A 21,759-nucleotide genomic window follows, 5' to 3' on the forward strand; every position below is an offset into this window, starting at 1 on the left:
CACGTCAGCGTCCGGGTGCTGGGGGAAAGTCTCCGCCACCGCCTTGGCGAGGTCGTCGGTGGCGGTGCAGGCGGCCTCCAGTTGGCCCAGGAGGGAGAGCATCTGCTGGCCGAGCGCGTCCTCCAGCAGGGGCGGCTGGTGGGCGAAGTCGCCGCGGAAGACTTCACGGATCCGCTCGGCCTCGGCCTCGATGCCGCGTTTGCGTCCGGCCCGCCTGAGTGCGCCGGTGATCTGCGTACGGGTCAGTTTCGCGGCCTTGACCGGGGTCGGTGCGGCCTTGAGGAGTTCGCGGGCTTCGGGCCGGCACAGGCCGTTCTGCCAGGCCGCGAAGGCGTCCAGGGCGGCGGGGTAGTACTCGCGCAGCAGGGAGCGGAGCTGGTTGGCCATCTGCTGGCGGTTCCAGGTGGCGTCCTGTTGGGCGCGGGCCAGGACGGCGATCGCGCGGGCGAGGTCAGTGTCGTTCGACAGCGGCCGGTGGGCGTGCATGTCGGTGCGCAGGATGTTCGCCAGGACCAGGGCGTCGCCGGGGTCTGACTTCTTGCGCGAGACGCTGTGCCGGTCGCGGTAGCGGGCCGCGGCCAGGGGGTTGATCGCGAACACCTGCCGCTTGCCCTGCCGCAGCACCGCGACCAGCAGACCGCGGGAGGTCTCGATGGCGACCGGGATCGGAATCTCTTCCGTGTCGCCATGCTCGGCGAGCAGGTCCAGCAGGAGCTTGTATCCGGCCGCGTCGTCGGTGATGTGGCGCTTGGCCAGTAACTTGCCGCTGTCGTCGACCAAGGCGACGTCGTGCGTCTTCTCGGCCCAGTCAATTCCGCAGTAGATCAAGATGTTCCCTCCCCATGGCACGGGTATCTGTGCTGGTCACGAGCGCATGCGGGCCACGCAGCGACCTAATTCCAGGACTCGGCCCACTGGGCCGGTCCGCCACCTCACTAGCCGTTCGTGGCACCAGCGCACCACGCGGGCCTCGGTCTATGCGGGAGCTCGGGCGGCTCGGGCGTATCGAGAGGTCTCCGTGTAGTGGGCTCGCACCACCAGCACCAACGAGTGATCAAGCAAGCAGTGTTGACGATGGTGGAGGCCGCGAGGACGCCGAACGCCGCCGCTCTGTTGTGAGACGTCGACGCCAGGGCCTCCTGAGGCGTCCGTCCGGCGCCCACGCGACCACCACCATGGGCATTGGGGCCCGCACCGCTCTCCCGCGAGGGCTCGCAGCCAGGAAGACGTAAGGCGTCGTGCTCCAGATGCTCACGAGTACGGTCGCGCGCCGCTCTCAGTGGAGGCCTCATCGGCCAGGGTCCAGAAAGGCGTCGCGGTCCCGCACTCGAACAGTCCGGCGCGGGCGGTCCCCGCTGCTGGAGCTGTTAACAAGGAATTAGGGCCTCTTGCTTCTCGCTGGACTCGACAACCGCGAGCTACCAAGAGGCCCTTCCGTCATGCCTCCGCACCGTCCAACTCACCCGATCCAGCACCCCGTTCGAATCGGACCGGCCACGCGAACGGATAGAGAACAGCCAGTTAGGCAGCCACCATGGGGCGAGCCTCGAAGATCGGGGCCCACATCGGGCTATTGCGGGCAGGTCCAGAGACTGCCCGATTCGCGACCAGCGTACGGGCCCCGATCTCTCGCCCCATGGCAGCTCCAGCCCAAAGCCGCTCCCGCCGACCTCATCGGGCCCGTGTGCGATCGTCACGCCTCCCAGGTACGTTGAGCCGTCAGCCGAGGGGGAACGCTCGCGAGGGAGCGCCCCGCAACGCGTGGCTGCGGGGCGCCGATCCACTTTCACAACGGGCCCTAGTGGGGTTTAGTCGACCGTCTGCCCGTCGTACATACCGCCTCTGCAGGTCGGGAGCACGGGCGTCGACCGATCGATCGTTCCGCCGCCGTCCGTGCACTCACCCGGGGTGACGCTGGCTGGGGTGACGCTGCCGGCGGTGGCGGTGGCCGTGGCGGCGCCTGTGAGGCCGAGTCCGGCGAGGGCTGCCGTGGCGAAGACTGCGGCGAGGATTCGTCGAATGCGCATTTGGTTCGCCTTTCACAGATTGCCTCGGTTGGGACACTACTCAGCCAATTGTTCATCCATGTGGGCGACACGTCATGTTGGGCCGTTCGGTTGACATTGCTGTCGGGTGCGGGGTCGGTGACGCGACCCGTCAGAGCGGATGGAAGCCCGTGCCACATCCGTGCCAGAAAGAGCGGATCCCAGCGGTCAAGAGCAGTCAAGCGCGACGCCTCGCGATTAATCACCAGAGGCCGTTTGCGCTGGTCAGCGTCAACCCCCTCCGTGACGGCCCGGTGATTCCCAAGCTCAGGGCTCTTCGTTGCCGCGGCGGACAGATCCCGGGTACTGCTCCCCCTCGTCGCCGATCAGCTTCGCGGGCAGTTCGGCTGCGAGGTCAGCCAAGCCGACCAGGTCCACACCAGGTGCGTGGGCCCCGGACAGAATCACTCGTCCCTCGCACCAATGGAGCCCGACCGCGCCGCTGTCCAGGCTGCCCCATGTGAACACCGGTTGCCGGCCTACGCTGTGCAGGTCGAGGTGGCCTTCTTGCCGAAGTGCCGCGCTGTTGTGTGCAAACTCAAGCCAGTCGCGCAGCGAGATGGGGCGTTCCTCGCTGTCCAACCAGTCCGAGGCGCGCGTCATGTGCAGTTCGTATCCCATACCCGGGATCATTCACCGCAGGTCTGACACGTCTCCTGCCCTGTCGACGAGGCCTCTGACATCCACGCCTGACATCAACGGCACCGGACGGCGGCGTAAATCAGCATCCCTGTCCGGACGTCGTGCCAGTCACCGATAGCAGCGGGAGCAGGATCGGATCGAACTCCTAAAGCGGGTGTCGCAGGTTCGAATCCTGCCGGGGGCACTGATCACGGCGAGGAGACTTGGAAAGCGTGCACGCGATCGACGTCCACTCCAAGGAACAGCCCCACCCGAGTTGCGCCAGGACCAAGGACTTGCGGTCTCAATGGTGGTCTCAATCGCCGCTCAATCCGAGGCGGTCCACTGACATCCATCGGAGTCATGCAGGCCTCCTGACCAGTCCTGCGAGTCACCCGGCAGATGCCAGTGGATGCCCCCGGAACGCGATCCGACAACTCGTAATGCGTAGGTCTCGGGTTCGAATCCCGAAGGCGGCTCTTAAGAGTGCAGGTCAGGGACCCGGAAGCCCCTCACGGAGATCGTGGGGGGCTCTTTCTGTGCCCGGATGGGAACATCCTGGGAACATTGAGGCGCCAATAAATCTCCTATGTCTATATTTTCCATACTGGAATACTTTTCGGGGTGAACCTGGTGTCGACTGCGCCTTCGACGCTGGGTGTGGCCAGCCGTGAACGTGGGTGCGCATGCGTGGTGTTGTGGCGTCATCCGAGGGCTTGATGTTGTCGGCGCCTCGGGTGCGCCGAAGGGTGGCTTGCTGATTGTGGTGGCTGGCGGTGACGAGCGCGGCGGCGCTCTTGGGTGGCCCGCGCTGCTGTGACCAGTCCAGGCCTTCGGCCAGGTCGGTCCCGTGGAGCAGGTGTGCGGGGTGCTGGTGGTCGATCCAGCGGGCCCGTTGGTCTTCGGCGCGGTGCGGCCAGGTGTGGAAGCGGGTGGTCCTGGTCGACCCAGTCGCGTGGTTTCCTGCACTTCGTAGAGAAGTACAAGCCGGAGCCGCCGGATGAGCGCCCCCCGGTAGCCGTGAGCCGCAAGTTGTGGGACGACAGCGGGGCCCTCACCCAGACCTCCCCCGAAACCGTCGCCCCGTAAAGACGCGCGTGGCTCCCACCCGCATGCTGGGAGTGCCCGGAACCTGGTGTTACCAGCCGGTGGGCATGTACGTGGCGGGGTAGCGACCGCCTGCGGAGCCGTAGGGCAGGACCTCGACGATGCGCTGGAGATCGGCCGGCGTGAGTTCCACGTTGGCGGCGCCGACGTTCTCCTCGACGTGGGGCGCGCTGCGGGTGCCGGGGATAGGGGCAACGTCGTCGCCCTGGGCCAGCAACCAGGCGAGGGCGGATGGGTGACGGTGATGGTTGGCGGGGTTGACGAGGCAGCAGGCGAGTTTGAGCAAGGCTTCGTGGATGTCGGCTCGTCGTTCCCATCGGATGCGCAGACGGCGGAAGCCGTGCAGCCGCGCAGTTGGGTCGGCCGCGCGGAACAGGACTCGTCCCACGGGAGCACCTCACCGCATGGCCGTCCCAACCGCCTGGCTGGGACGGTGCCGACGCCTGTCAAAGGACTACGAATACTTGCGCGTCTGCTCGGAGAATGCCATCCACCTCTCCATGGCCATGCTCCTCCTGGCTCCTCCTGCGCAGCCTCGCAAGACCAGCCCGCTGACAGGCTTTTCAGACGCCCTCCAGCCGATCAGAAGAAGGTGGGCAGGCGCGGAGTGTAGGGGTCTTCCAGTGCGGCGATCTCGTCCTCGGTGAGCGTGAGGTCGAGCGCGGCGACGGCGTCGGTGAGGTGGCGGGTCTTGGTGGCGCCGACGATGGGCGCGGACACGACAGGGTTTTTCAGTACCCACGCCAGCGCGACCTGGGCCATCGGGACACCGTGCGCGTCGGCGATCTTCTGGACGGCGTCGACGATGGCTTCGTCGGTGTCGACGAACATGGGGCGGCCGGCGAAGTCGGTGTCGGGGGTGGTCTTGGCCCGTGCGGTGCTGTCCTGGCCCCAGGGGCGGGCGACACGGCCGCCGGCCAGGGGGCTCCAGGGGATGGAGCCGACGCCGGAGTGGGCGAGCAGGCCGAACATCTCGCGTTCCTCCTCGCGCGCCAGCAGGTTGTACTGGTCTTGCATGGACACGAAGGGCGTCCAGCCGTGGCTGTGGGCCGCGTGCTGCATGGTGGCGAACTGCCAGGCCCACATCGAGGAGGCGCCGAGGTAGCGGACCTTGCCGGCCTTGACGACGTCGTGCAGAGCTTCCATGGTCTCCTCGACCGGGGTCTGCGGGTCGAAGCGGTGGATCTGGTAGAGGTCGACGTAGTCGGTGCCCAGCCGGGTCAGGGAGGCGTCGATCTGTTCCATCACGGCCTTGCGCGACAGGCCCGACCCGCCCGGTCCGTCGTGCATGGGGGAGAACAGTTTGGTGGCCAGGACGACGTCGTCGCGCTTCGTGTACTTCTTGATCGCGCGGCCCACGATCTCCTCGGAGGTGCCGTTGCCGTAGATGTTGGCGGTGTCCCAGAAGGTGATGCCGGACTCGACGGCCTGGCGGAAGATCGGTTCGGCGCCGTCGTCGTCCAGGGCTCACGGCATTTGCGAGGTGTCGCCGAAGCTCATGCATCCGAGTGCGATGCGGCTGATCTTCAGTCCGGAGGTGCCCAGACGGGTGTACTGCATGACGCGCTCCTCGTCGTCGGTGCAGCCGGCCGACACCGACTGCTTCATCATCGAGGCTAGGCAGCCGACGGTCGCGGTGGGAGATGCTGCCAGCACCCCCCAACCGGGCAAGCGACACGCCTGCTGCCGAGGTATGGGCCGCCTGGCGTGCGGTGCTTCCTGGCCACCCGACGGGCACAGATCACCCCCGGACCAGGTCGGCCGGGCCCGCGGTCAGGTGCGTGCGACGACCTGTAGCCCGGCATGATCGTGCGGCGGTGCAGCGGACGCCGCCGTGCTGGATGCCGCTGAGGGGGGTGCTGGCAGCATCTCCCACGTCCGGGGTGGGGCTCGTAGCGTGAAGGGCATGAACAACCGCAGCGAGGTACGGGACTTTCTGATCTCACGCCGCGGGAAGGTCACCCCCGAGCAGGTGGGCCTCGTCGATCACGGCGGCACCCGCCGTGTGCCCGGTCTGCGACGCAGCGAGGTGGCCGACCTGGCAGGGGTGTCGGTGGAGTACTACACCCAGCTCGAACGCGGCAACGTGCGCGGCGCCTCCGAGACCGTTTTGGACGCCGTGGCCCGGGCGCTGCGGCTGGACGAGGCCGAACGGGCACACCTGTTCGACTTGGCGCGTGCGGCCAACAGCGGTGCGGCGGTACGCCGCCGCCCGGCGGTGCAGCGGGTACGTCCGGCCATCCAGGCGATCTTGGACAGCCAGCTGTCCCCGGCCTATGTCACCAACGGCCTCGGGGACGTCCTGGCCACCAATGCGCTGGGCAAGGCCCTCCTGTCTCCGCTGTACGAGGACCCCGCCCGCCCGGTCAACGCCGCACGGTTCCGCTTCCTGAACCCCCGCGCGGCCGGTTACTACCTCGACTGGGAGGCCACCGGCCGCGACGGCGTCGCCGGGCTGCGCCTCATGGCCGGCAAGAACCCCTACGACAAGGCGCTGACCGATCTGATCGGGGAGCTGTGCACCCGCAGCGAAGAGTTCCGCACCCGGTGGGCCTCGCAAGACGTCCGTCTGCACCGCACGGGAGTCAAGCGGTTGCACCACCCGGTCGTCGGTGACCTCGAGCTCTCCTACGAAGCCCTGGAACTGCCTGCTGATGCCGGTCTCGTGCTGCTCATCTGCACCGCGGAACCCGGATCACCCAGCCGCCAAGCTCTCGATCTGCTCGCCAGCTGGGCTGCCGGGCCGGACCCCGTCGAGCCCGCTCAGGAAGAACCGAGCGACCGCGGCCAGTAGCACCTGGCCCACATTCCCCGAACCATCCAGCCCGCCGCCGGCCACCGGCTGAGCACGGGCGACGAACCGCCGTTCCCCCACGTGCCGGTGCGCACCCTCGCACCCTTCAGCACCACCCCGAAAGGTTCACCATGTCCAAGATCCCCCATGTCACGCTGAACAACGGCGTCCAGATGCCGATCCTCGGCTTCGGCGTCTTCCAGGTCCCTGCTGAGGAGACCGAGCGGGTCGTCACCGACGCCCTCGCCGCCGGCTACCGCCACCTCGACACCGCCGCCGCCTACGGCAACGAAGAGGCCGTAGGCAAGGCCGTCAAGGCCAGCGGCATCGCCCGTGACGAGCTGTTCATCACCACCAAGATGTGGGTCAACGAAAAGGGCGAAGAGGGCGCCAAGGCGGCCTTGGACACGTCCCTGCGCCTGCTCGGACTGGACTACCTGGACCTGTACCTGATCCACCAGCCCTTCGGTGACTACTACAGCTCCTGGCGCGCCATGCAGGACCTCCACCGTCAGGGCCTGATCAAGGCGATCGGAGTGTCGAACTTCTACCCCGACCGCCTGGTCGACCTGATCGACCACAACGAGATCGTCCCGGCGGTCAACCAGATCGAGACCCACCCGTACTTCCAGCGCGCCGACGACCAGGCCCTCATGGCTGAGCGCGGCGTGCAGATCGAGTCGTGGGGTCCGCTGGCCGAAGGCCGCAACAACATCTTCAGCGACCCGACGCTGAGCGCCATCGGCGAAGCGCACGGCAAGTCCGTGGCCCAGGTGGTGCTGCGCTGGCTGACCCAGCGCGGTGTCGTGGTGATCCCCAAGTCCTCGCGACCGGACCGGATGGCCGAGAACATCGCGGTCTTCGACTTCGAGCTGACCGGCGACGAAATGGACCGCATCGCCGCGATGGACACCGGCGCCAGCATTGTCTTCGACCACCGCGACCCGCAGACGGTCAGCGCCGTCGGCGGGTACCGCCTCGGCTGAGAACGCCCTTTCCTTCTCGCGGACATCGGCGCGCAAACGACACAGCCATGTGGGGGAGCCAGCCGGTCAGCTGCTGGCGCAGGGCGCCCTTCTCCGCCGCGCCTCATTCGACCGCAGTTGGGCTGTTCGTGATGCTCGTGTTGGTCTGTGACCTGGGCGTTCTGGATCCGTTTCGCCGACCGGCTCCGCGGTGTCCGTAAGCACGCCTTCGTCCGCCTCCCTGCCGGGTACGGCCCGTGGGACAGCAGTACCCGGCACTTAAGGACTCATCCGGCCCGGCGGTGTCTCAGCGCATGCCGGCTCATGAGCCGGCATGCATCTCAAAGGAAGGGCTGCGCAAGGTCGTGGTCGTCATATTCGCGCTCGTCAGTGCCGTCCTGCTGGCACTGTTCGGCGCACTCCACTGGTACGTGTGGCGCCGTCTCATACGGGACACCACGCCCAAGGGTTCGCGCCTCCGGCGAGCTGGGAGCGTCGCCTTCGTGGCCGGGCCCCTGCTGTCGGTGGGTGCCATGACGGCAGAGGGCGAAAGCGTCCCCTTCCTTGTGCAGCGGATCCTGGCCTGGCCCGGGTACCTGTGGATGGCCCTGTTCCTGTACCTGCTGCTCGCGCTGCTGGTCGGTGAGGCGGTGCGGCCTGTGCTACGGCGGTGGCTCGCGCGTCGTGGCGAGGGCGCAGGTCTACGGCAGCGGGTTCTGGCGGCGGCTCAGCCCGCGGAAGCGCAAGCGGGTGACGGCGGCGCGGAGGAACTCGTTTCGGCCGACGTGCCACTGCCGACACCAGCGCATCGCGGCGATTTTGATGCGGCAGGAGGCGCCGCCGGGTCCATCACCGTTCTGGACCCCCCGCACGCACCGCAGTCCGCGCCGGCAGTCGGCACCGCCCCCGCCGGCCCGTCACGGCGTCTCTTCGTCTCCCGCGTCGTGGGCGGCGCCGCCGCGGCCGTCGCCGTCGGTACCGTCGGTTATGGCACGTACGGTGTGCTGCGCGGGCCGAAGGTGAAGCGCGTCACGGTTCCGCTGGCCAAACTGCCGCGCGGCGCGCACGGGTTCCGGATCGCCGTGGTCAGCGACATCCACGTCGGTCCCATCCTGGGCCGCGGCTTCTCCCAACGGGTCGTCGACACCATCAATTCGACCCAGCCCGACCTGATCGCGGTCGTCGGTGACCTGGCGGACGGCAGCGTCGAGCACCTTGCCCCCGCCGTCGAACCACTCGCCCAACTCCGGGCACGGCACGGCACCTACTTCGTCACCGGCAACCACGAGTACATCTCCGGCGCCGAGCCATGGATCGAGAAGGTACGGGAACTGGGGCTGCGCCCGCTGGAGAACGCCCGCACGCAACTGCCCGGCTTCGACCTGGCCGGCGTCAACGACGTCCGCGGCGAAGCAGAGGGCCAGGGCCCCGACTTCGACAAGGCTCTCGGCGACCGCGACCGTTCCCGCGCCGCCGTCCTCCTTGCCCACCAGCCCGTCGTCATCGACGACGCCGTCCGCCACGGTGTCGACCTCCAGCTCTCCGGCCACACCCACGGCGGCCAGCTCTGGCCCGGCAACTTCCTTGCCGAACTGGCCAACCCCACCGTCGCCGGACTCGAACGCTACGGCGACACCCAGCTCTACGTCAGCCGCGGCGCCGGCGTCTGGGGCCCGCCCGTCCGCGTGGGCGCACCGTCCGACATCACCATCGTCGAACTCGCCTCAAGGCAGGCATAGTCCCCGGCCAATTCAATCAACCTGACCGCCCGGACTATCGAAACCACAGAACGCCCATCGCAAGACGAGCGTGGACATCATCCGAAGCTCACGGACCTTGACCGACTCCGCTGGGTAAAGCGCCAGGCGTTCATCTCAGGATCGGTCTGCCTCGGCCGCTCGCCGAGACGCCACGTCGCGGTTGCGTTCGGGCCGGGCCGCAACCGGACCAGGGCAGCAAGGCCCGCTTCTTCGCCACCCACGGTGATGCACCGAGGGTGCTCTCAACAGACGACCACGAAGGGTGTAACCCATGCACGAACAGGACAGTACGCCGAACAGCAGTCCGACAGACCGCGGCCGTCGCGGCTTCCTGGGCGCAGCCGCACTCGCGGCGACCTCGCTGATGGCCGTGACGGCGGCCGCACCGGCCCAGGCACACGCGGCACCGCCCGCCAAGGGCACCAGGGCCCCCGTCCGCGGTCGTAACCAGGTGACCGCGGCGATCACGCAGACCGGTCGCCGCAGGCTCGGCTCCTTGAAGGTCTCCAGCATCGGCCTCGGCACCCAGACCATGCCGGGCAACCTCTACGGCCCCGTCACCAGCCGCAAGGACATCGTCACCCTCATCCGGACAGCGGTTGACCAGGGGGTGACGTTCTTCGACACGGCCGAGGCGTACGGGCCGTTCGAGTCGGAGCGGATCGTCGGCGAGGCCCTCCGGCCCGTCCGCGACAAGGTGGTGATCGCGACCAAGTTCGGCTGGGACATCAACCCGGACACGGGGGCTCCGGCAGGCCGGTGTTCTGCCCCTGAGAGGCGTTCACCGCGATCCCGACACCGATCACGAGGGTTGGGCGCCGCCCATCGGCGCGGTCGGTCCGGCTGGCGGCGACGCCACCAGGCCCGATCCCGGGCCCGGCCGCTGTCGGCGCCGAGCCGTTCAGGCGTGGATCATGAGCTGCGGGTCCGTTCAGCTGAAGGGAACGGCGTCCGCCGGGTTGGTGTGCCAGTTGGTGACGATCGGTTCCTCGACGGTGATGGTGTCGACCGGCAGGGAAACCGGGTTGGGGTCGTCGTCACCGACGCCGACGATGATGCTGTCCAGTTCCTTGCCACCGTCCCCGTTGGTGCTCTTCGGGTTCACCCCGGCGTAGGCGGTGGTGCTCCCACTCAGCTTGATCTGCTGGCCGACGGCCTGCTCCGCGGGACCCGCCTGGGTGCCGTCGGATCCGAACGCCACGGTCGGAAGCGCGGCGGGCAGGTAGCAGGTTATCCCCGACTTCGCCTTCGCGATGATCAGGATGTATCCGCCGGCCTGGGTCTCGGACCTGGTGCTCCAGGAGATGTCGTTGGCGCCGCAGCCCTGCTCGACCGGCTCCCGCTCGCCGTTGCCGGTGTCGGCGCCGGAACCGGCCCCGTCCTCGGTTCCCTTGCCCGTCGCGTCGGAGCCCTTGTCCGTGCCCTGGCCGCTGCCCGTGGTCGATGAGCCGGACGGAGTGGTCGCATTGCCGGCCGGAGTGGCGGACGAAGAACCCTGCGCGGCGCCGGTGTCCGTGGCCTTGTCCGTGTCCTGGCACGCCGTCATCAGCATGGTGCCGCCCACGAGGGCTGCGGAGACGAGTAAGGCCTTGCGACGGTTGCCGGACATGAAATCCCCTTGGTAATCGGTAGTGGTCGAGGCCGAAGCGGTTTCGGCTTCTCGGTGCTCGCTTGATCATCATGAGGGGACTGTGAGCCGAAGGGATCCCGGCGTCTTCGTCCCAGGACAACGCTGTGGCGGACCGGTGACATGATCACGAAGTGAACAACCCAGGCCTGCCGCTGACCACAGTGGTCAGCGGCAGGCCTGGGATTTCCACGTCGTTGGAGCCCCTGCCGGGTTCGAACCGGCGATCTACCGCTTACCGCCTGATCGCTCTGGCCAACAGAGCCAGGACTGAGGCCGTGGGCTGGACGGGACCGTCGCCCACGGATGGACGCGCCTGACCGTACGACTCGGTTGGCTCGACGCCCACGGCGGTAACGATCTACGGCTGGAGCAGCGTGCTGACCTTGAGGCACACGAGCCGCCGATCAGCGGGAAGACCTACGTGTCGCTCGTCCGGATCTGTGCCCCGTGCTCAACGTCGTCGAGCCCGGCCCCTTCGGTACCGACGTCGGCACGTCCGCCCGCTGGTCCGAACCGCTGGCCGCCCACGACGGCGTACGTGACGCACTCAACTCCGGCATCGCCACCATGGCGCTGCCTGACCCGGACGGCGTCGGCCCGGCACTACTGAAGGTCGTCGACGCCCCCCGCTGCGGGTCTTCTTCGGCGCCCTCCCTCACCAGCTCGTCCCGCAGGTCTACGCCGAGCGGCTCAAGACGTGGGAGGAGTGGGCCGAGTGTCCGCCGAGGCCGAGTCCGGCCAGGGCTGAGCACCTCGAGGTTGGTTCAGGCAGGTGCAGACCTTCACGCGCCCGGACCGCTGAACCGGCCTGACCGCGGGGGACGGCAACGTGGCACAGGACAGCGCGGCCGACTATCGCTGTACAGCTCCGTACGCGCTCGGCTGCCAGGCATGGCGCCACGCGTGCGTGAGGTGCTGCAACCGGCCGGCGACGGGGTGGCCGAGGCCGCTCACGGGAGCCCGATGGGCGATCGGACATTACGCGCCGACCAGCCGGAACGAGCCGCCGGAACACGACCTAGGACAGGCCATCGAGTGGCCGGAGGAAGCGGCGCTCATACCGCTTGATACAGCGGGTGCTACGCGCCAGTTCGAACGCATCCTGACACTCCGGGTCGGACATGCTGTCCGCGCGGTACTGCTCGTACCTGGCGAGGCTGGGAAAGGAGAAGAGGGCGTAGGCAATGTCGCTGTCGCCCTCACTCGGCAGGAAGTAGCCGTGGTGCGTTCCGCCGAAACGGTTGACGAGCCCGACCCAGCGGCGACCGTATTCCTCGAAGTCCTCAAGCTTGTCGGCGTCAATCTCGTACTTCAGATGAATGGTGATCATGCGCCACATGATGGCGCGTGACTGTTCGGGTTCGAAGTCAGCCAGGTGATTGCGCAGCATCCACGTCTGCCCGAGGTCGAGGTGGAAGTCAGGGGCGCCTTTCGCCTTCCAGCGCATGGTCCAGATGGTGATCCCGCTGGCTGCTGAGAGGCTTGCTCTCCTGCGTGTCACCACATGAGACGTGCGCTGAGTCCGGGGCGCAGGTCCTGCACCGCCGCCGGACCGGAGTGCCGAGCGCCTCCCACCCACGGGAGCACAACGGCAGAGGCAGCGGGCGGGCTCCGGTTCGCCGCCCGGGAGCAGTACCCGCCGGAGCGGCCTAGCCTGGAGGAATGGGCGGTGACCTCGTCACGCTGTTCCTGGCCGGCGATGTGATGCTCGGTCGCGGAGTCGACCAGATCCTTCCGCACCCCGGCGATCCGAAGTTGTCGGAGTCGTACATCAAGGACGCCCGCGCCTATGTGGAGCTGGCCGAGGCGGCGAACGGCGTGATTCCCTTTCCGGTCGACTTCTCCTGGCCCTGGGGAGACGCGCTGGAGGTGCTCGCCGCGGCGGCGCCCGACGCCCGGATCCTCAATCTGGAGACCGCCGTCACGCAGAGCGACGAGATCGCGCTCGGCAAAGAGGTCCACTACCGGATGCACCCGGCCAACCTGCCCGCCCTGGCCGCCGCCCATCCGCACGTCTGCGCCCTGGCCAACAACCATGTGCTGGACTACGGCCGCCGCGGGCTGGAGGAGACCCTCGACGCCCTGGCGGACGCGGGTCTTCGCTCGGCAGGGGCGGGGCGGGATGCCAACGAGGCCCGGCGCCCCGCGATCGTCCCTGTTGTAGGCGGTCGGCGCGTGCTGGTCTTCTCCGTGGGAATGGCCTCCAGCGGCGTACCCGGCAGCTGGGCCGCCACGGCGCAGCGCGGTGGGGTCGACTTCGTCGCCGAGCCGTCGGACGCCGCCGCGGCCGGGATCTCCGCCCGGCTGCGTCCGGCCAAGCGGCCGGGTGACATCGTGGTCGTCTCGGTCCACTGGGGCTCCAACTGGGGCTACCTCGTCCCGCGTGACCAGATCCGCTTCGGCCATGCGCTCATCGACGGCGGCGCGGACGTCGTGCACGGGCACTCCTCGCACCATCCGCGGCCGTTGGAGTCCTACCGAGGAAAGCTCATCACCCACGGCTGCGGCGACCTGATCAACGACTACGAGGGCATCGGCGGCTACGAGGAGTACCGGGACGACCTCCGGCTGCTGTACTTCGTCACCGTGGACCCGGACGACGGCAGGTTCCACGACGTGCGCATCGCTGCGATGCGGTCCCGGCGGATGCGGCTGGAGCGCGCGACGGTCGAGGACTCGCGGTGGGTGCAGGACGTTCTGAGCCGGATCAGCGGGGCCTACGGCTCACGCGTCGAACGGAACCCGGACGACACCCTCACCGTCCGACCGTCCCAGGGGCCGGCCGCAGGCGTGAGCGGGACCAAGCACGCGACGGGGAGCACGGACCGCTCGGCGACGCGTACGCCCGGCGCGCCGTTGACGCAGGCAGTGGACTCGCCGGGCTCCGGCCTCCGGACCGTCTGCGCAACGGCCACCCGGCGCGCACAACGCACTTCACTCGGGACCCGAGGGCCTCACCTCACCCGGGAGGCGACCATGTACTTCACAGATCGAACCGACGCGGGCCGGCGGCTCGCCGCCCAACTGCACCACCTCAAGGGCCAGGACCTGGTGGTCGTGGGACTTCCCCGCGGCGGAGTCCCGGTCGCCGCGCAGATCGCCGAGGCCCTCGGCGCTCCGCTCGACGTCTGCCTCGTACGCAAGCTGGGGGTGCCCTTCCAGCCGGAGCTGGCCATGGGCGCCATCGGCGAGGAAGGCGTGCGCGTCATCAATGAAGAGGTGATGCGGGCGACGGGTGTGACGGACCGTGATCTGACGGCGGTGGAGGAACACGAGCGCGGTGTCCTGGAGCAGCGCGCCCGCCGCTACCGGGGTGAGCGGCAGCCGGCCCGGTACGAGGGACGGACGGTCCTGGTGGTGGACGACGGTGTCGCGACCGGCTCCACGGCACTGGCGGCCTGCCGGATCGCGCGAGCCCGCGGCGCATCGCGGATCGTGCTGGCGGTTCCCGTGGCACCGCACGACTGGGCGGCCCGCCTCGGAGGAGAGGCGGACGAAGGGGTCTGTCTGCACACCCCCCGGCAGTTCTACGCGATCGGTCAGTTCTACGAGGACTTCGGGCAGACGAGCGACGAGGAGGTCACCGCCTGCCTGGAGCACAACCGCGCCGCGCACGCCACGTCCGATGCGCCGCCGGCCGCGGGCAGCGCCTCCCCGGAGCACGATTCTCTGCTCTATGACAGGGAGATCCGGATGCCGGCCGGAGGTGCCGCGCTCGACGGGCGGCTGACGGTACCCCGAGGCGTCCCCGGGGTCGTCCTCTTCGCCCACGGCAGCGGCAGCAGCAGGAAGAGCCCGCGCAACCGCTTCGTCGCCACCGGGCTGAACCGCGCCGGTCTGGGCACCCTACTGTTCGATCTGCTCACCGAGGCCGAGGCGGAGAACCGGGACAACGTGTTCGACACGGCGCTGCTCGCCCGCCGCCTGACCCAGGCGACCGAATGGCTGCGTGAGCAGCCTGACACCCAGAGCATGAAGTTCGGTTACTTCGGTGCCAGCACAGGCGCCGCCGCCGCACTGTGGGCCGCGGCGGAGCCCGCCGCGGACGTCGCGGCGGTCGTCTCCCGCGGAGGCAGGCCCGACCTGGCCGGTCCCAGGCTGCCGGAGGTGAAGGCTCCGACGCTGCTCATCGTCGGGGGCCGCGACCACGTGGTGCTGGACCTCAACCGGCAGGCGGCGGCGCGCCTGAGCTGCGAGCATCAGCTGTCCGTCGTCCCGGGTGCCACTCATCTCTTCGAGGAACCCGGCACCCTGGAATCGGTCACCGAGCTGGCCACGGACTGGTTCAGCAGGCACCTGGCCTGATCCGGAAGCAACGGCCAGTGCCTCGTTTCCGCAGCGGGATCGGCGCACACGGCGGCGACAGCGCTTGTCATGAGCCGGCCGCGGCGAACGCGGGAGTGCAGCCTCGGAAACGTGTGAATGCCCTGCGTGCCCTCATTTGGCGGCACTATCGTGGGCGTGGGATCAGCTCGGTACCGTTCAGGCGGGGGACATGCAGCAGCTGGTAGAAGTACAGCTTTCGGACGGACAGGTGATCTGGGCTCGGGTCGAGGCACCGCCGGGGCCGCAGGATTCGGGTTTCTTCGACGGCGGTGTCCGCGCTCTGCGGGGGTTCGACACGGTCCTGCGGTCGGTGGCCGACAATGTGCGCGAGGCGGTCGCGCAGGCAGGGCCCGACGAGGTGAGCGTGGAACTGGGCGTAGAGCTGGCGCTCGGCAAGGACGGCCTGGTCGCGGCGCTCGCGGGGACGAGTGGCAGTGCCGCGGTCAAGGTGACCCTGTCGTGGAGTGGTCGGCGGCCACAGGACGAGGCGCAGCAGTGACCGCGTCCGAGCCGGCTCGATCGGGGATCAGGCCATGCAGACGGCGCAGCTGACTCAGTCGGCCAAACAGTGTCTTGTCCAGGTCCAGGGGAGGATTGCCGGGAGCGGATTCCTGGCCGCCCCGGGCTACGTGGTCACCTGTGCGCACGTCGCCGGTGCGGTGGGAAGCCCCGTCAAGTTGTCCTGGCAAGGGGCGGAGCTCGACGGTACGGTGTCGGCCGCCTCGCCCGCTCCGGCGTACGGCGGCTTGTGGCCGTATCCCGATCTGGCGATCGTCCGGCTGGTGGACCCGCCCGAAGGCCACCCCTGTGCCTGGTGGCACGACCGGATCCCCATGGGAGGGCAGCAGTTGGCCACTGTCGGCCATTCCGACAAATACCGATCCGAACCTGAGCCGCTCACCTCGACCTTCGTCTATCAGGGCGATCAGTTCCTCGACGGCGGACTGATGCTCCGGCTGAAACAGGACGAGGTCACCCCCGGCATGTCGGGGGGCCCGGTCCTCAACCTCAGCACCGGAGGGGTGTGCGCGGTGGTGAAGGCCACCCGGATGGACAGTACGGACATGGGAGGTCTGGCGACGCCGATCGGGGCGCTGCGAAGGCTCGACCCGGCGGTCTATCGGGCACTCGTCCGCGCGCACGACGCCTTCCACGCACAAGACCTGAGGTGGCCCGATGCCACGGAAGGCGACGCCACGTCGCTGTGGAGCGCGTCCATCCAGGTACGGGCGCAGCGCAAGTTGTTCGGTCTGCTGGCCACCGCCCCCGTGCCCGAGTCCGAGAGCCTGCCCGCGGCGTTCCGCGACGCAGCGGGGCGTTACGCGGCCCACCCGGAACTGCCCCTGCACGAACACCGCGATGTGATCGGCGAGTTGGATGCTCTGGGCACCGCGGACCATGGGATGCCTCGCGTGTTCCGCCATGTTGCCGCTGTCGCGTGCAAGCTGCCCGGAGATCTTGGAACGAGGCTTCGCTCCTGGATCGAGTCGCAGGGCGATGTGCGGCAACTGGACCGGCGAGACCTGGCTCAGCTTCTCCAGTCCTCCTCCCCGCGCCCCACGGTCCAGAGATCGGTCATGGTCCGCTTCAGACCGTCCCCGGTCGACCACAGCCGCTACCACGTGGCGATGTGGCGCTACGAGGGCCAGGACGCCATTTCTCCGGCCGCGGCCGAGTCGGCCGCGCTGCCGCTTGCCGAGGCGCTGGCACTGGCCCGGCGGCTGCTTCCGGAACAGCTCGCCATCCTGGGCCGATCCCTTGGCGACACCGTGATGGTGGAGCTGATCGTTCCTCAGGAACTCATGGAGGAGGCCTTCGACGAGTGGAAGCCCTGGGCCCGCCACGCCTGGATGGGGCTGGGCCGTAAGCACCCAGTGGTGCTACGGGACCTGGAGCGGTTCGACGACGAGGAACTGCGCCAGTACTGGCGTATTCGCTGGAACCGATTCACCGCGGAGGCGGCGGTCGGCGGACCGTCGATGGCGCTCGCCTGCGACGACGACGAGGCGGATCACGAAATGCTCGAGGGCTGGATCGAATCCGAACCCGCCCTGGCCGTGCTGGTACTCGCGGGTTCCCTGCGTGTCTCCGCTTCCGAGGCCGCGCTGGAGGTCGCACTGGCTTCGGGGGTTCCGGTGGTCCTTTGGCGGCGGTCCGGCCTTGAGGGCTGCTCCGGCTCCCGGCGCTCCGCATGTCCGTCCCGGATCGGGCGTGCGTGCCGACGTGACGGGGAAAGCGAGTCCTGCCCCGCAGAGGAGTTCTTCAGGAGCTTGCGCGGTGACATGGGAGCCGCTCCACCGGCGCAGTGGCCCGAGCGGGTGCGGCAGCTTCGGGGAGAGGCTGTGAAGCACCGGTCGGTCGGGCACCATGCCCAGGATCTCGTGTTGTTGTGGGACGACCCTGAGCGGCGGCTTCCCGATGCCTCGCTGCGGTATGCGTAGCAGGCATGCGGACAAGGCATGCGGACAAGGCAGGCGGAGAAAGAGATGAGAGGCCTGGATCGATGAGCGACTGGCTGATCTACCGCGGCAGCGGCGAGCCCCACGACGGCATCGCCGATCTGCCCGAACCGCCGCCCTGGCGTGCCTTCTACGCGGATGAGCCCACGCCGTTCGACCGGGACCACGACTATGGTCTGGCCGACCGGTGGCCGCTGCGAGCCGCCGCGTACCAGACCGACCCGCAGACCGTGGAGATGGTCAACACCGCCCTCTACCTGCGCCGCCCACTGCTTGTCACGGGCGACCCGGGAGTCGGTAAATCCAGCCTGGCCTATGCCGTGGCCCATGAGCTGCGGCTCGGCCCGGTTCTGCGATGGCCGATCACCAGCCGCAGCACGCTCAGGGACGGGCTCTACCGCTACGACGCGATCGGCCGTCTGGAAGAGGCCAACGCGGCCTCACCGACGACTGCCGTCGATGTCGGTCGGTACTTCCGGCTGGGGCCCCTCGGCACCGCCCTGGCGCCCTACGTGCTTCCACGCGTGCTGCTCGTGGACGAGATCGACAAGAGTGACATCGACCTCCCCAACGACCTGCTGGATGTGTTCGAGGAGGGCACCTTCGAGATCCCCGAGCTCTCCCGGGTCGCCGACACGCTGGCCGACGCCGAGGTGCGCCCGGCCGACGACGGTGTACGGGTAGCGGTCACCGCGGGCCAAGTGCGGTGCAGGGCCTTCCCGTTCGTCGTGCTCACCAGCAACGGCGAGCGTGACTTCGCTCCCGCCTTCTTACGTCGCTGCGTACGCCTTCACCTGTCCGCGCCCGGACCGGACCGGTTGCGCGCCATCGTGCACGCCCACCTCGGGGCGGCGGCCCCCCACGCCGAGAACCTCATCTCGCTCTTCCTTGACCGGCGGAACACGGGAGAACTAGCCACCGACCAGCTCCTGCAGGCCGTGTACCTGGCCCGGCACGCGGCGGGCGAGACCGGCACCGATCCGGGGCACGTCGCGGATCTCGTCCTGCAGTACCTCAACCAGGCCCGCTGATGAGCGTCGGGCAGTTCCGCTCCGTACTGGCCGCGCTCGGGCAGGATCTCACCCCGAGGGAACTCGCCGAGATCCTCTGGCTCGCGACACAACTGCCCGCCGCGGACGCTCCCCCCGTCGACACGCACACCGCCGACACTCCACAGGAGCAGGAGGAGACGGCGGGCGATGCCGGAACTCCGCTCCCGCTCGAGGAACGGGGACCGGACGTCGCCGGCGTCCCCGTCCATGCCGCGGCCACGGCGGTGTCGCCCGTCGACGCGTACCGTCTGCCCGCCAGACCGGTGCGGCTGGCCGCCGACTCGTCGCTGCCCCGGCGGCTGGAGTTGCTGCGTGCGCTGCGGCCGCTGAAACGCCGGGTACCGTCACGGCACGCGCGCGAGCTCGACGAGGAAGCCACCATCGAGCGGATCGCCCAGCGGGCTGCCGCACATCGCGGCGGTACTCACCTGCCCGTCCTGCGGCCGGCGGCGGAACGCTGGCTCGATGCCGTCCTCGTGGTGGACGGTCACCCGGCGAGTCTGTTGCTGTGGTCGTCCCTGGCCCGTGAGGTGCACCGGCTGCTGATCCAGCTGGGGGCCTTCCGTGATGTACGGATCCGCTATCTGCATGCAGGTCCCGACAGCCCACCGGGACTGAGTGCGCACCCCGTGCCCGAGCCGGACCGGATGCGTGACATCTCCGAGATATGCGACCCGTCGGGCCGCAGGCTGGTGCTCGTCCTCACGGACGGGGTGGCTCCCGGCTGGCACGACCCGTCGGCCCGGGAGGCCGTGCGGCGGTGGGCCGCCGCCGGTCCCCTCGCCGTTCTCCAGGCCCTCCCCGAACATCTGTGGCACCGCACGGCTCTTCCCGTCGTTCCCGCTCGGCTGCGCCGCGCGGTGCCCTCCGCCGCCAACACCGAGATGGCGTACACCGGGCTCCGGCGCCGCACCCGGGACCTGCCGGCCGGCAGCGTCCCCGTCCCCGTGCTGGAGCTGAACGCCGGGTGGCTCGGACCGTGGGCGGAGTTGGTGGCCGGATCCGGCCACCGGGACACCGAAGCCGCGGTCACGCTTGTCGACGCGCGCCGTACGCCGCTGTCGGTCCCTGCCGATTCCAGGTCGCCGGCCCGGCGCCTGAAGGACTTTCACGCGATGGCCACGCCGGATGCCTTCCGGTTGGCGGCCTGCCTCTCGGCCGTACCGCTCACCGTCTCCATCATGCGGGTGGTGCAGGCGTCCATGCTGCCGGGCAGCCCGCCCTCGGTGCTGGCCGAGGTCCTGTTCAGCGGGCTCATCGCCCCGTGCGGGACAGCGGCTCCCACCGAGTTGTCCGACCTTCCGCACGACTTCCTGCCCGGAGTGCGCGCGGCCCTCATCGAAACGCTGCGCGCCCACGAAGTGGACCGCATCCTGCTCGAAGTCTCCCGCTTCCTCGAACGCAGCGCCGACGGTCCGGCCGGACGCGTCTCCGGAATGCTCCCCGATCCTTCCGGCACCGCGGGGCTGCCCGCGGACGACATTCCATGGGCCCGGTTGCGCGAGGAGGCCCTTATCCGCGCCGGGCTGACCACCCCTGCCTCATCGACCCTGCCCGGCGGCACCGATTACGCCGAGTCCAGCCCGTATACGCGGCAGATGTACCTCACCGCCGCGGACTTCTCCGACGTTTTCATCGGAGTCGACGCCGAGGGAAGGCAGGCCGTCGTGAAGGTGCTGCCGCAGGGCCGCCGGCCGTCCCCGGAGGTGTTCCGGGCGCTCCTGTACACCGAGGCGGAGTCCCTACGGCGCATGGCAGGCCAGGACGCGCCGCCGCTTCTCGGCATCGATCCGAACGCGACGCCGCCCTGGTTGGCCATGGGGTGCATCACCTCGGTCTCGGGCGCCCCGGCACGGAACCTCAACCACGTCGCCTGGTGGAGCAACGGCCCCGCGGACAACTTCCACTCCCTGTCCGACCTGGCCCGCAAACTCGGCGGGGCCCTTGAACGGGCGCACTCCCTGGGCATCGTGCACGGCAACCTCTCCCCGCACGCCGTCGTCCTTGTCCCCGACCGGCCGGTCCTCATCAGCTGGGTCTATGCCCAGCATGACGGACGCCCCCACCCCTATCCGCAGTACCGCGAACTCGCCACCGGCTACTTCCCGCCCGAGGGATATGCGCAGGACGCGCCGCTGGACCCCTCCTTCGACGTCTACGGGCTGGGGGCGATCCTTCTCCACGAGGCGACGCGCGACCGTTACGGGGAATGGCCGGGGCGGCGTCCCGAGTCCTGGCAGGTGCCACCCCGCCTGGGGGACCTCGGAGCGCTGATCGCACGCTGCCTGGCCACGGATCCCGCTGAACGCCCCACCGCGCGCGCTTTCGTCCTCGAGGTGGACTCGCTTCGGGCCGGCACCCCGTGGCCCGCCACGAGCGCCGGCATGAGCACGAGCACCAGCACGAGCAGGAGCAGGAGCGCGAGCACGGAGCACCGCCCCTGGAGGGCCCTGTACAGAAGGTGCACGATGCTGGTCGCGTCGCCGTACGCACTGCACAGTCCAGAGGCCCGTCACACGCTGCGCGACCTGCTGACGAGGGTCATCGCGGTCGAGGGGCCCGTCCACGAGGACTTGCTGGTGCAGCGTGCCGGTGAGGCGTGGGGTCTGGCCCGGACGGGCAACCGGGTCCGCGACAACGTCCGCGAGGTGGTGCGAGGCCTTGCCCGCGTGGGCGAGGTCACCGTCGAAGGCGAATTCTTCGACGTAGCGGGCCGGGACGTGCTGATGGCCCGCGCCCCGGAGGGCGACGACACGCCGCGCAAGGCCGCGCACATCGCGTCGGTGGAGCGGCAGGTGGCGCTGTACAGGCTCGCGGCGGAGCACCCGGGGATGTCGCGCGACGAACTGATCCGGTACGTCGGTGAGTTCTTCGGCTGGCGGAGAACGGGCTGGACCATCCGCGGACTCCTGGACTCCGACCTCGCCGAGCTGTACGACCGGGGCCGACTCAGGTTGACGGAGGGCCGGATCACCGCGGTGCGGTGAGAAGGGGGCGAAC

The 21,759-nt window shown here is 69.2% G+C and carries 15 protein-coding genes, 1 tRNA gene and 4 pseudogenes; 10 read left to right on the forward strand and 10 right to left on the reverse strand.

Annotated features, from left to right (window positions below; translation table 11 throughout):
- From AB0D57_RS29950 to AB0D57_RS29980, 7 genes and pseudogenes are all read right to left on the reverse strand, one after another.
- A partial coding sequence (locus tag AB0D57_RS29950) for an IS110 family transposase (RefSeq protein WP_362079757.1) occupies positions 1-828 on the reverse strand: 828 nt, incomplete at its 3' end.
- A 980-nt stretch (positions 829-1,808) separates the two neighbouring features.
- Positions 1,809-2,027 carry a hypothetical protein gene (locus AB0D57_RS29955; RefSeq protein ID WP_354777646.1) on the reverse strand — a complete coding sequence of 73 codons (219 nt, stop codon included), beginning with the start codon at positions 2,025-2,027 and terminating at the stop codon, positions 1,809-1,811.
- A gap of 285 nt (positions 2,028-2,312) precedes the next feature.
- The gene (locus AB0D57_RS29960) at positions 2,313-2,666 is read right to left on the reverse strand and encodes a hypothetical protein (RefSeq protein WP_362079762.1); all 354 of its coding nucleotides are present in this window, start codon (positions 2,664-2,666) and stop codon (positions 2,313-2,315) included.
- Positions 2,667-3,804: 1,138 nt separating this feature from the next.
- A pseudogene (locus tag AB0D57_RS29965) lies at positions 3,805-4,002 on the reverse strand (aldo/keto reductase); the annotation flags it as partial.
- Between the two features lie 30 nt (positions 4,003-4,032).
- Positions 4,033-4,125, reverse strand: a pseudogene (locus AB0D57_RS29970) (IS5/IS1182 family transposase); the annotation flags it as partial.
- Positions 4,126-4,355: 230 nt separating this feature from the next.
- Positions 4,356-5,237, reverse strand: coding sequence for an aldo/keto reductase (locus tag AB0D57_RS29975; RefSeq protein WP_362079873.1), 882 nt, complete (start codon positions 5,235-5,237; stop codon positions 4,356-4,358).
- A 3-nt stretch (positions 5,238-5,240) separates the two neighbouring features.
- Positions 5,241-5,384, reverse strand: coding sequence for a hypothetical protein (locus AB0D57_RS29980; protein WP_362079765.1), 144 nt, complete (start codon positions 5,382-5,384; stop codon positions 5,241-5,243).
- A gap of 295 nt (positions 5,385-5,679) precedes the next feature.
- On the opposite strand from AB0D57_RS29980, the gene AB0D57_RS29985 reads away from it, so the two are divergent.
- From AB0D57_RS29985 to AB0D57_RS30000, 4 genes and pseudogenes are all read left to right on the forward strand, one after another.
- On the forward strand, positions 5,680-6,567 hold the full coding sequence (locus AB0D57_RS29985; protein ID WP_362079768.1) for a helix-turn-helix transcriptional regulator: 888 nt from the start codon (positions 5,680-5,682) through the stop codon (positions 6,565-6,567).
- A gap of 140 nt (positions 6,568-6,707) precedes the next feature.
- On the forward strand, positions 6,708-7,553 hold the full coding sequence (locus AB0D57_RS29990; protein WP_362079876.1) for an aldo/keto reductase: 846 nt from the start codon (positions 6,708-6,710) through the stop codon (positions 7,551-7,553).
- 293 nt (positions 7,554-7,846) lie between these two features.
- Complete coding sequence (locus AB0D57_RS29995) at positions 7,847-9,271, forward strand: metallophosphoesterase (protein WP_362079771.1); 1,425 nt, start codon at positions 7,847-7,849, stop codon at positions 9,269-9,271.
- 385 nt (positions 9,272-9,656) lie between these two features.
- A pseudogene (locus tag AB0D57_RS30000) lies at positions 9,657-10,007 on the forward strand (aldo/keto reductase); the annotation flags it as partial.
- Between the two features lie 216 nt (positions 10,008-10,223).
- On the opposite strand, the gene AB0D57_RS30005 reads toward AB0D57_RS30000, so the two are convergent.
- The 3 genes from AB0D57_RS30005 to AB0D57_RS30015 all read right to left on the reverse strand — a co-directional run bounded on the left by AB0D57_RS30005 (position 10,224) and on the right by AB0D57_RS30015 (position 12,252).
- Positions 10,224-10,901 carry a DUF4232 domain-containing protein gene (locus tag AB0D57_RS30005; protein WP_362079774.1) on the reverse strand — a complete coding sequence of 226 codons (678 nt, stop codon included), beginning with the start codon at positions 10,899-10,901 and terminating at the stop codon, positions 10,224-10,226.
- Positions 10,902-11,117: 216 nt separating this feature from the next.
- Positions 11,118-11,190: transfer RNA gene (locus AB0D57_RS30010), tRNA-OTHER, on the reverse strand.
- A gap of 750 nt (positions 11,191-11,940) precedes the next feature.
- On the reverse strand, positions 11,941-12,252 hold the full coding sequence (locus AB0D57_RS30015) for an NIPSNAP family protein (RefSeq protein WP_362079879.1): 312 nt from the start codon (positions 12,250-12,252) through the stop codon (positions 11,941-11,943).
- A gap of 332 nt (positions 12,253-12,584) precedes the next feature.
- On the opposite strand from AB0D57_RS30015, the pseudogene AB0D57_RS30020 reads away from it, so the two are divergent.
- From AB0D57_RS30020 to AB0D57_RS30045, 6 genes and pseudogenes are all read left to right on the forward strand, one after another.
- A pseudogene (locus tag AB0D57_RS30020) lies at positions 12,585-13,685 on the forward strand (CapA family protein); the annotation flags it as partial.
- A gap of 213 nt (positions 13,686-13,898) precedes the next feature.
- Positions 13,899-15,227 carry a phosphoribosyltransferase family protein gene (locus tag AB0D57_RS30025; RefSeq protein ID WP_362079882.1) on the forward strand — a complete coding sequence of 443 codons (1,329 nt, stop codon included), beginning with the start codon at positions 13,899-13,901 and terminating at the stop codon, positions 15,225-15,227.
- Between the two features lie 190 nt (positions 15,228-15,417).
- Complete coding sequence (locus tag AB0D57_RS30030; RefSeq protein ID WP_362079777.1) at positions 15,418-15,747, forward strand: CU044_2847 family protein; 330 nt, start codon at positions 15,418-15,420, stop codon at positions 15,745-15,747.
- 34 nt (positions 15,748-15,781) lie between these two features.
- Positions 15,782-17,689 (forward strand): trypsin-like peptidase domain-containing protein, encoded by a 1,908-nt coding sequence (locus AB0D57_RS30035; protein WP_362079780.1) that lies wholly within the window; start codon positions 15,782-15,784, stop codon positions 17,687-17,689.
- A gap of 62 nt (positions 17,690-17,751) precedes the next feature.
- A complete protein-coding gene (locus tag AB0D57_RS30040) occupies positions 17,752-18,738 on the forward strand; it encodes a MoxR family ATPase (protein ID WP_362079783.1) in 987 nt (328 codons plus the stop codon).
- The gene (locus tag AB0D57_RS30045; protein WP_362079786.1) at positions 18,738-21,746 is read left to right on the forward strand and encodes a DUF3320 domain-containing protein; all 3,009 of its coding nucleotides are present in this window, start codon (positions 18,738-18,740) and stop codon (positions 21,744-21,746) included. Before AB0D57_RS30040 ends, AB0D57_RS30045 begins: the two co-directional genes overlap by 1 nt.
- Positions 21,747-21,759: the final 13 nt, after the last annotated feature.

It is taken from the genome of Streptomyces sp. NPDC048275 (assembly GCF_040652275.1).
Classification (GTDB): Bacteria; Actinomycetota; Actinomycetes; order Streptomycetales; family Streptomycetaceae; genus Streptomyces.

Coding starts and splice junctions, on each gene's coding strand:
- AB0D57_RS30005 (WP_362079774.1), bottom strand. CDS start 10,901: ATGTCCGGCAACCGTCGCAAGGCCTTACTCGTCTCCGCAGCCCTCGTG.
- AB0D57_RS30035 (WP_362079780.1), top strand. CDS start 15,782: ATGCAGACGGCGCAGCTGACTCAGTCGGCCAAACAGTGTCTTGTCCAG.
- AB0D57_RS29960 (WP_362079762.1), bottom strand. CDS start 2,666: ATGGGATACGAACTGCACATGACGCGCGCCTCGGACTGGTTGGACAGC.
- AB0D57_RS30030 (WP_362079777.1), top strand. CDS start 15,418: ATGCAGCAGCTGGTAGAAGTACAGCTTTCGGACGGACAGGTGATCTGG.
- AB0D57_RS29980 (WP_362079765.1), bottom strand. CDS start 5,384: ATGATGAAGCAGTCGGTGTCGGCCGGCTGCACCGACGACGAGGAGCGC.
- AB0D57_RS29955 (WP_354777646.1), bottom strand. CDS start 2,027: ATGCGCATTCGACGAATCCTCGCCGCAGTCTTCGCCACGGCAGCCCTC.
- AB0D57_RS30015 (WP_362079879.1), bottom strand. CDS start 12,252: ATGATCACCATTCATCTGAAGTACGAGATTGACGCCGACAAGCTTGAG.
- AB0D57_RS30045 (WP_362079786.1), top strand. CDS start 18,738: ATGAGCGTCGGGCAGTTCCGCTCCGTACTGGCCGCGCTCGGGCAGGAT.
- AB0D57_RS30025 (WP_362079882.1), top strand. CDS start 13,899: ATGTACTTCACAGATCGAACCGACGCGGGCCGGCGGCTCGCCGCCCAA.
- AB0D57_RS30040 (WP_362079783.1), top strand. CDS start 17,752: ATGAGCGACTGGCTGATCTACCGCGGCAGCGGCGAGCCCCACGACGGC.
- AB0D57_RS29995 (WP_362079771.1), top strand. CDS start 7,847: ATGCCGGCTCATGAGCCGGCATGCATCTCAAAGGAAGGGCTGCGCAAG.
- AB0D57_RS29985 (WP_362079768.1), top strand. CDS start 5,680: ATGAACAACCGCAGCGAGGTACGGGACTTTCTGATCTCACGCCGCGGG.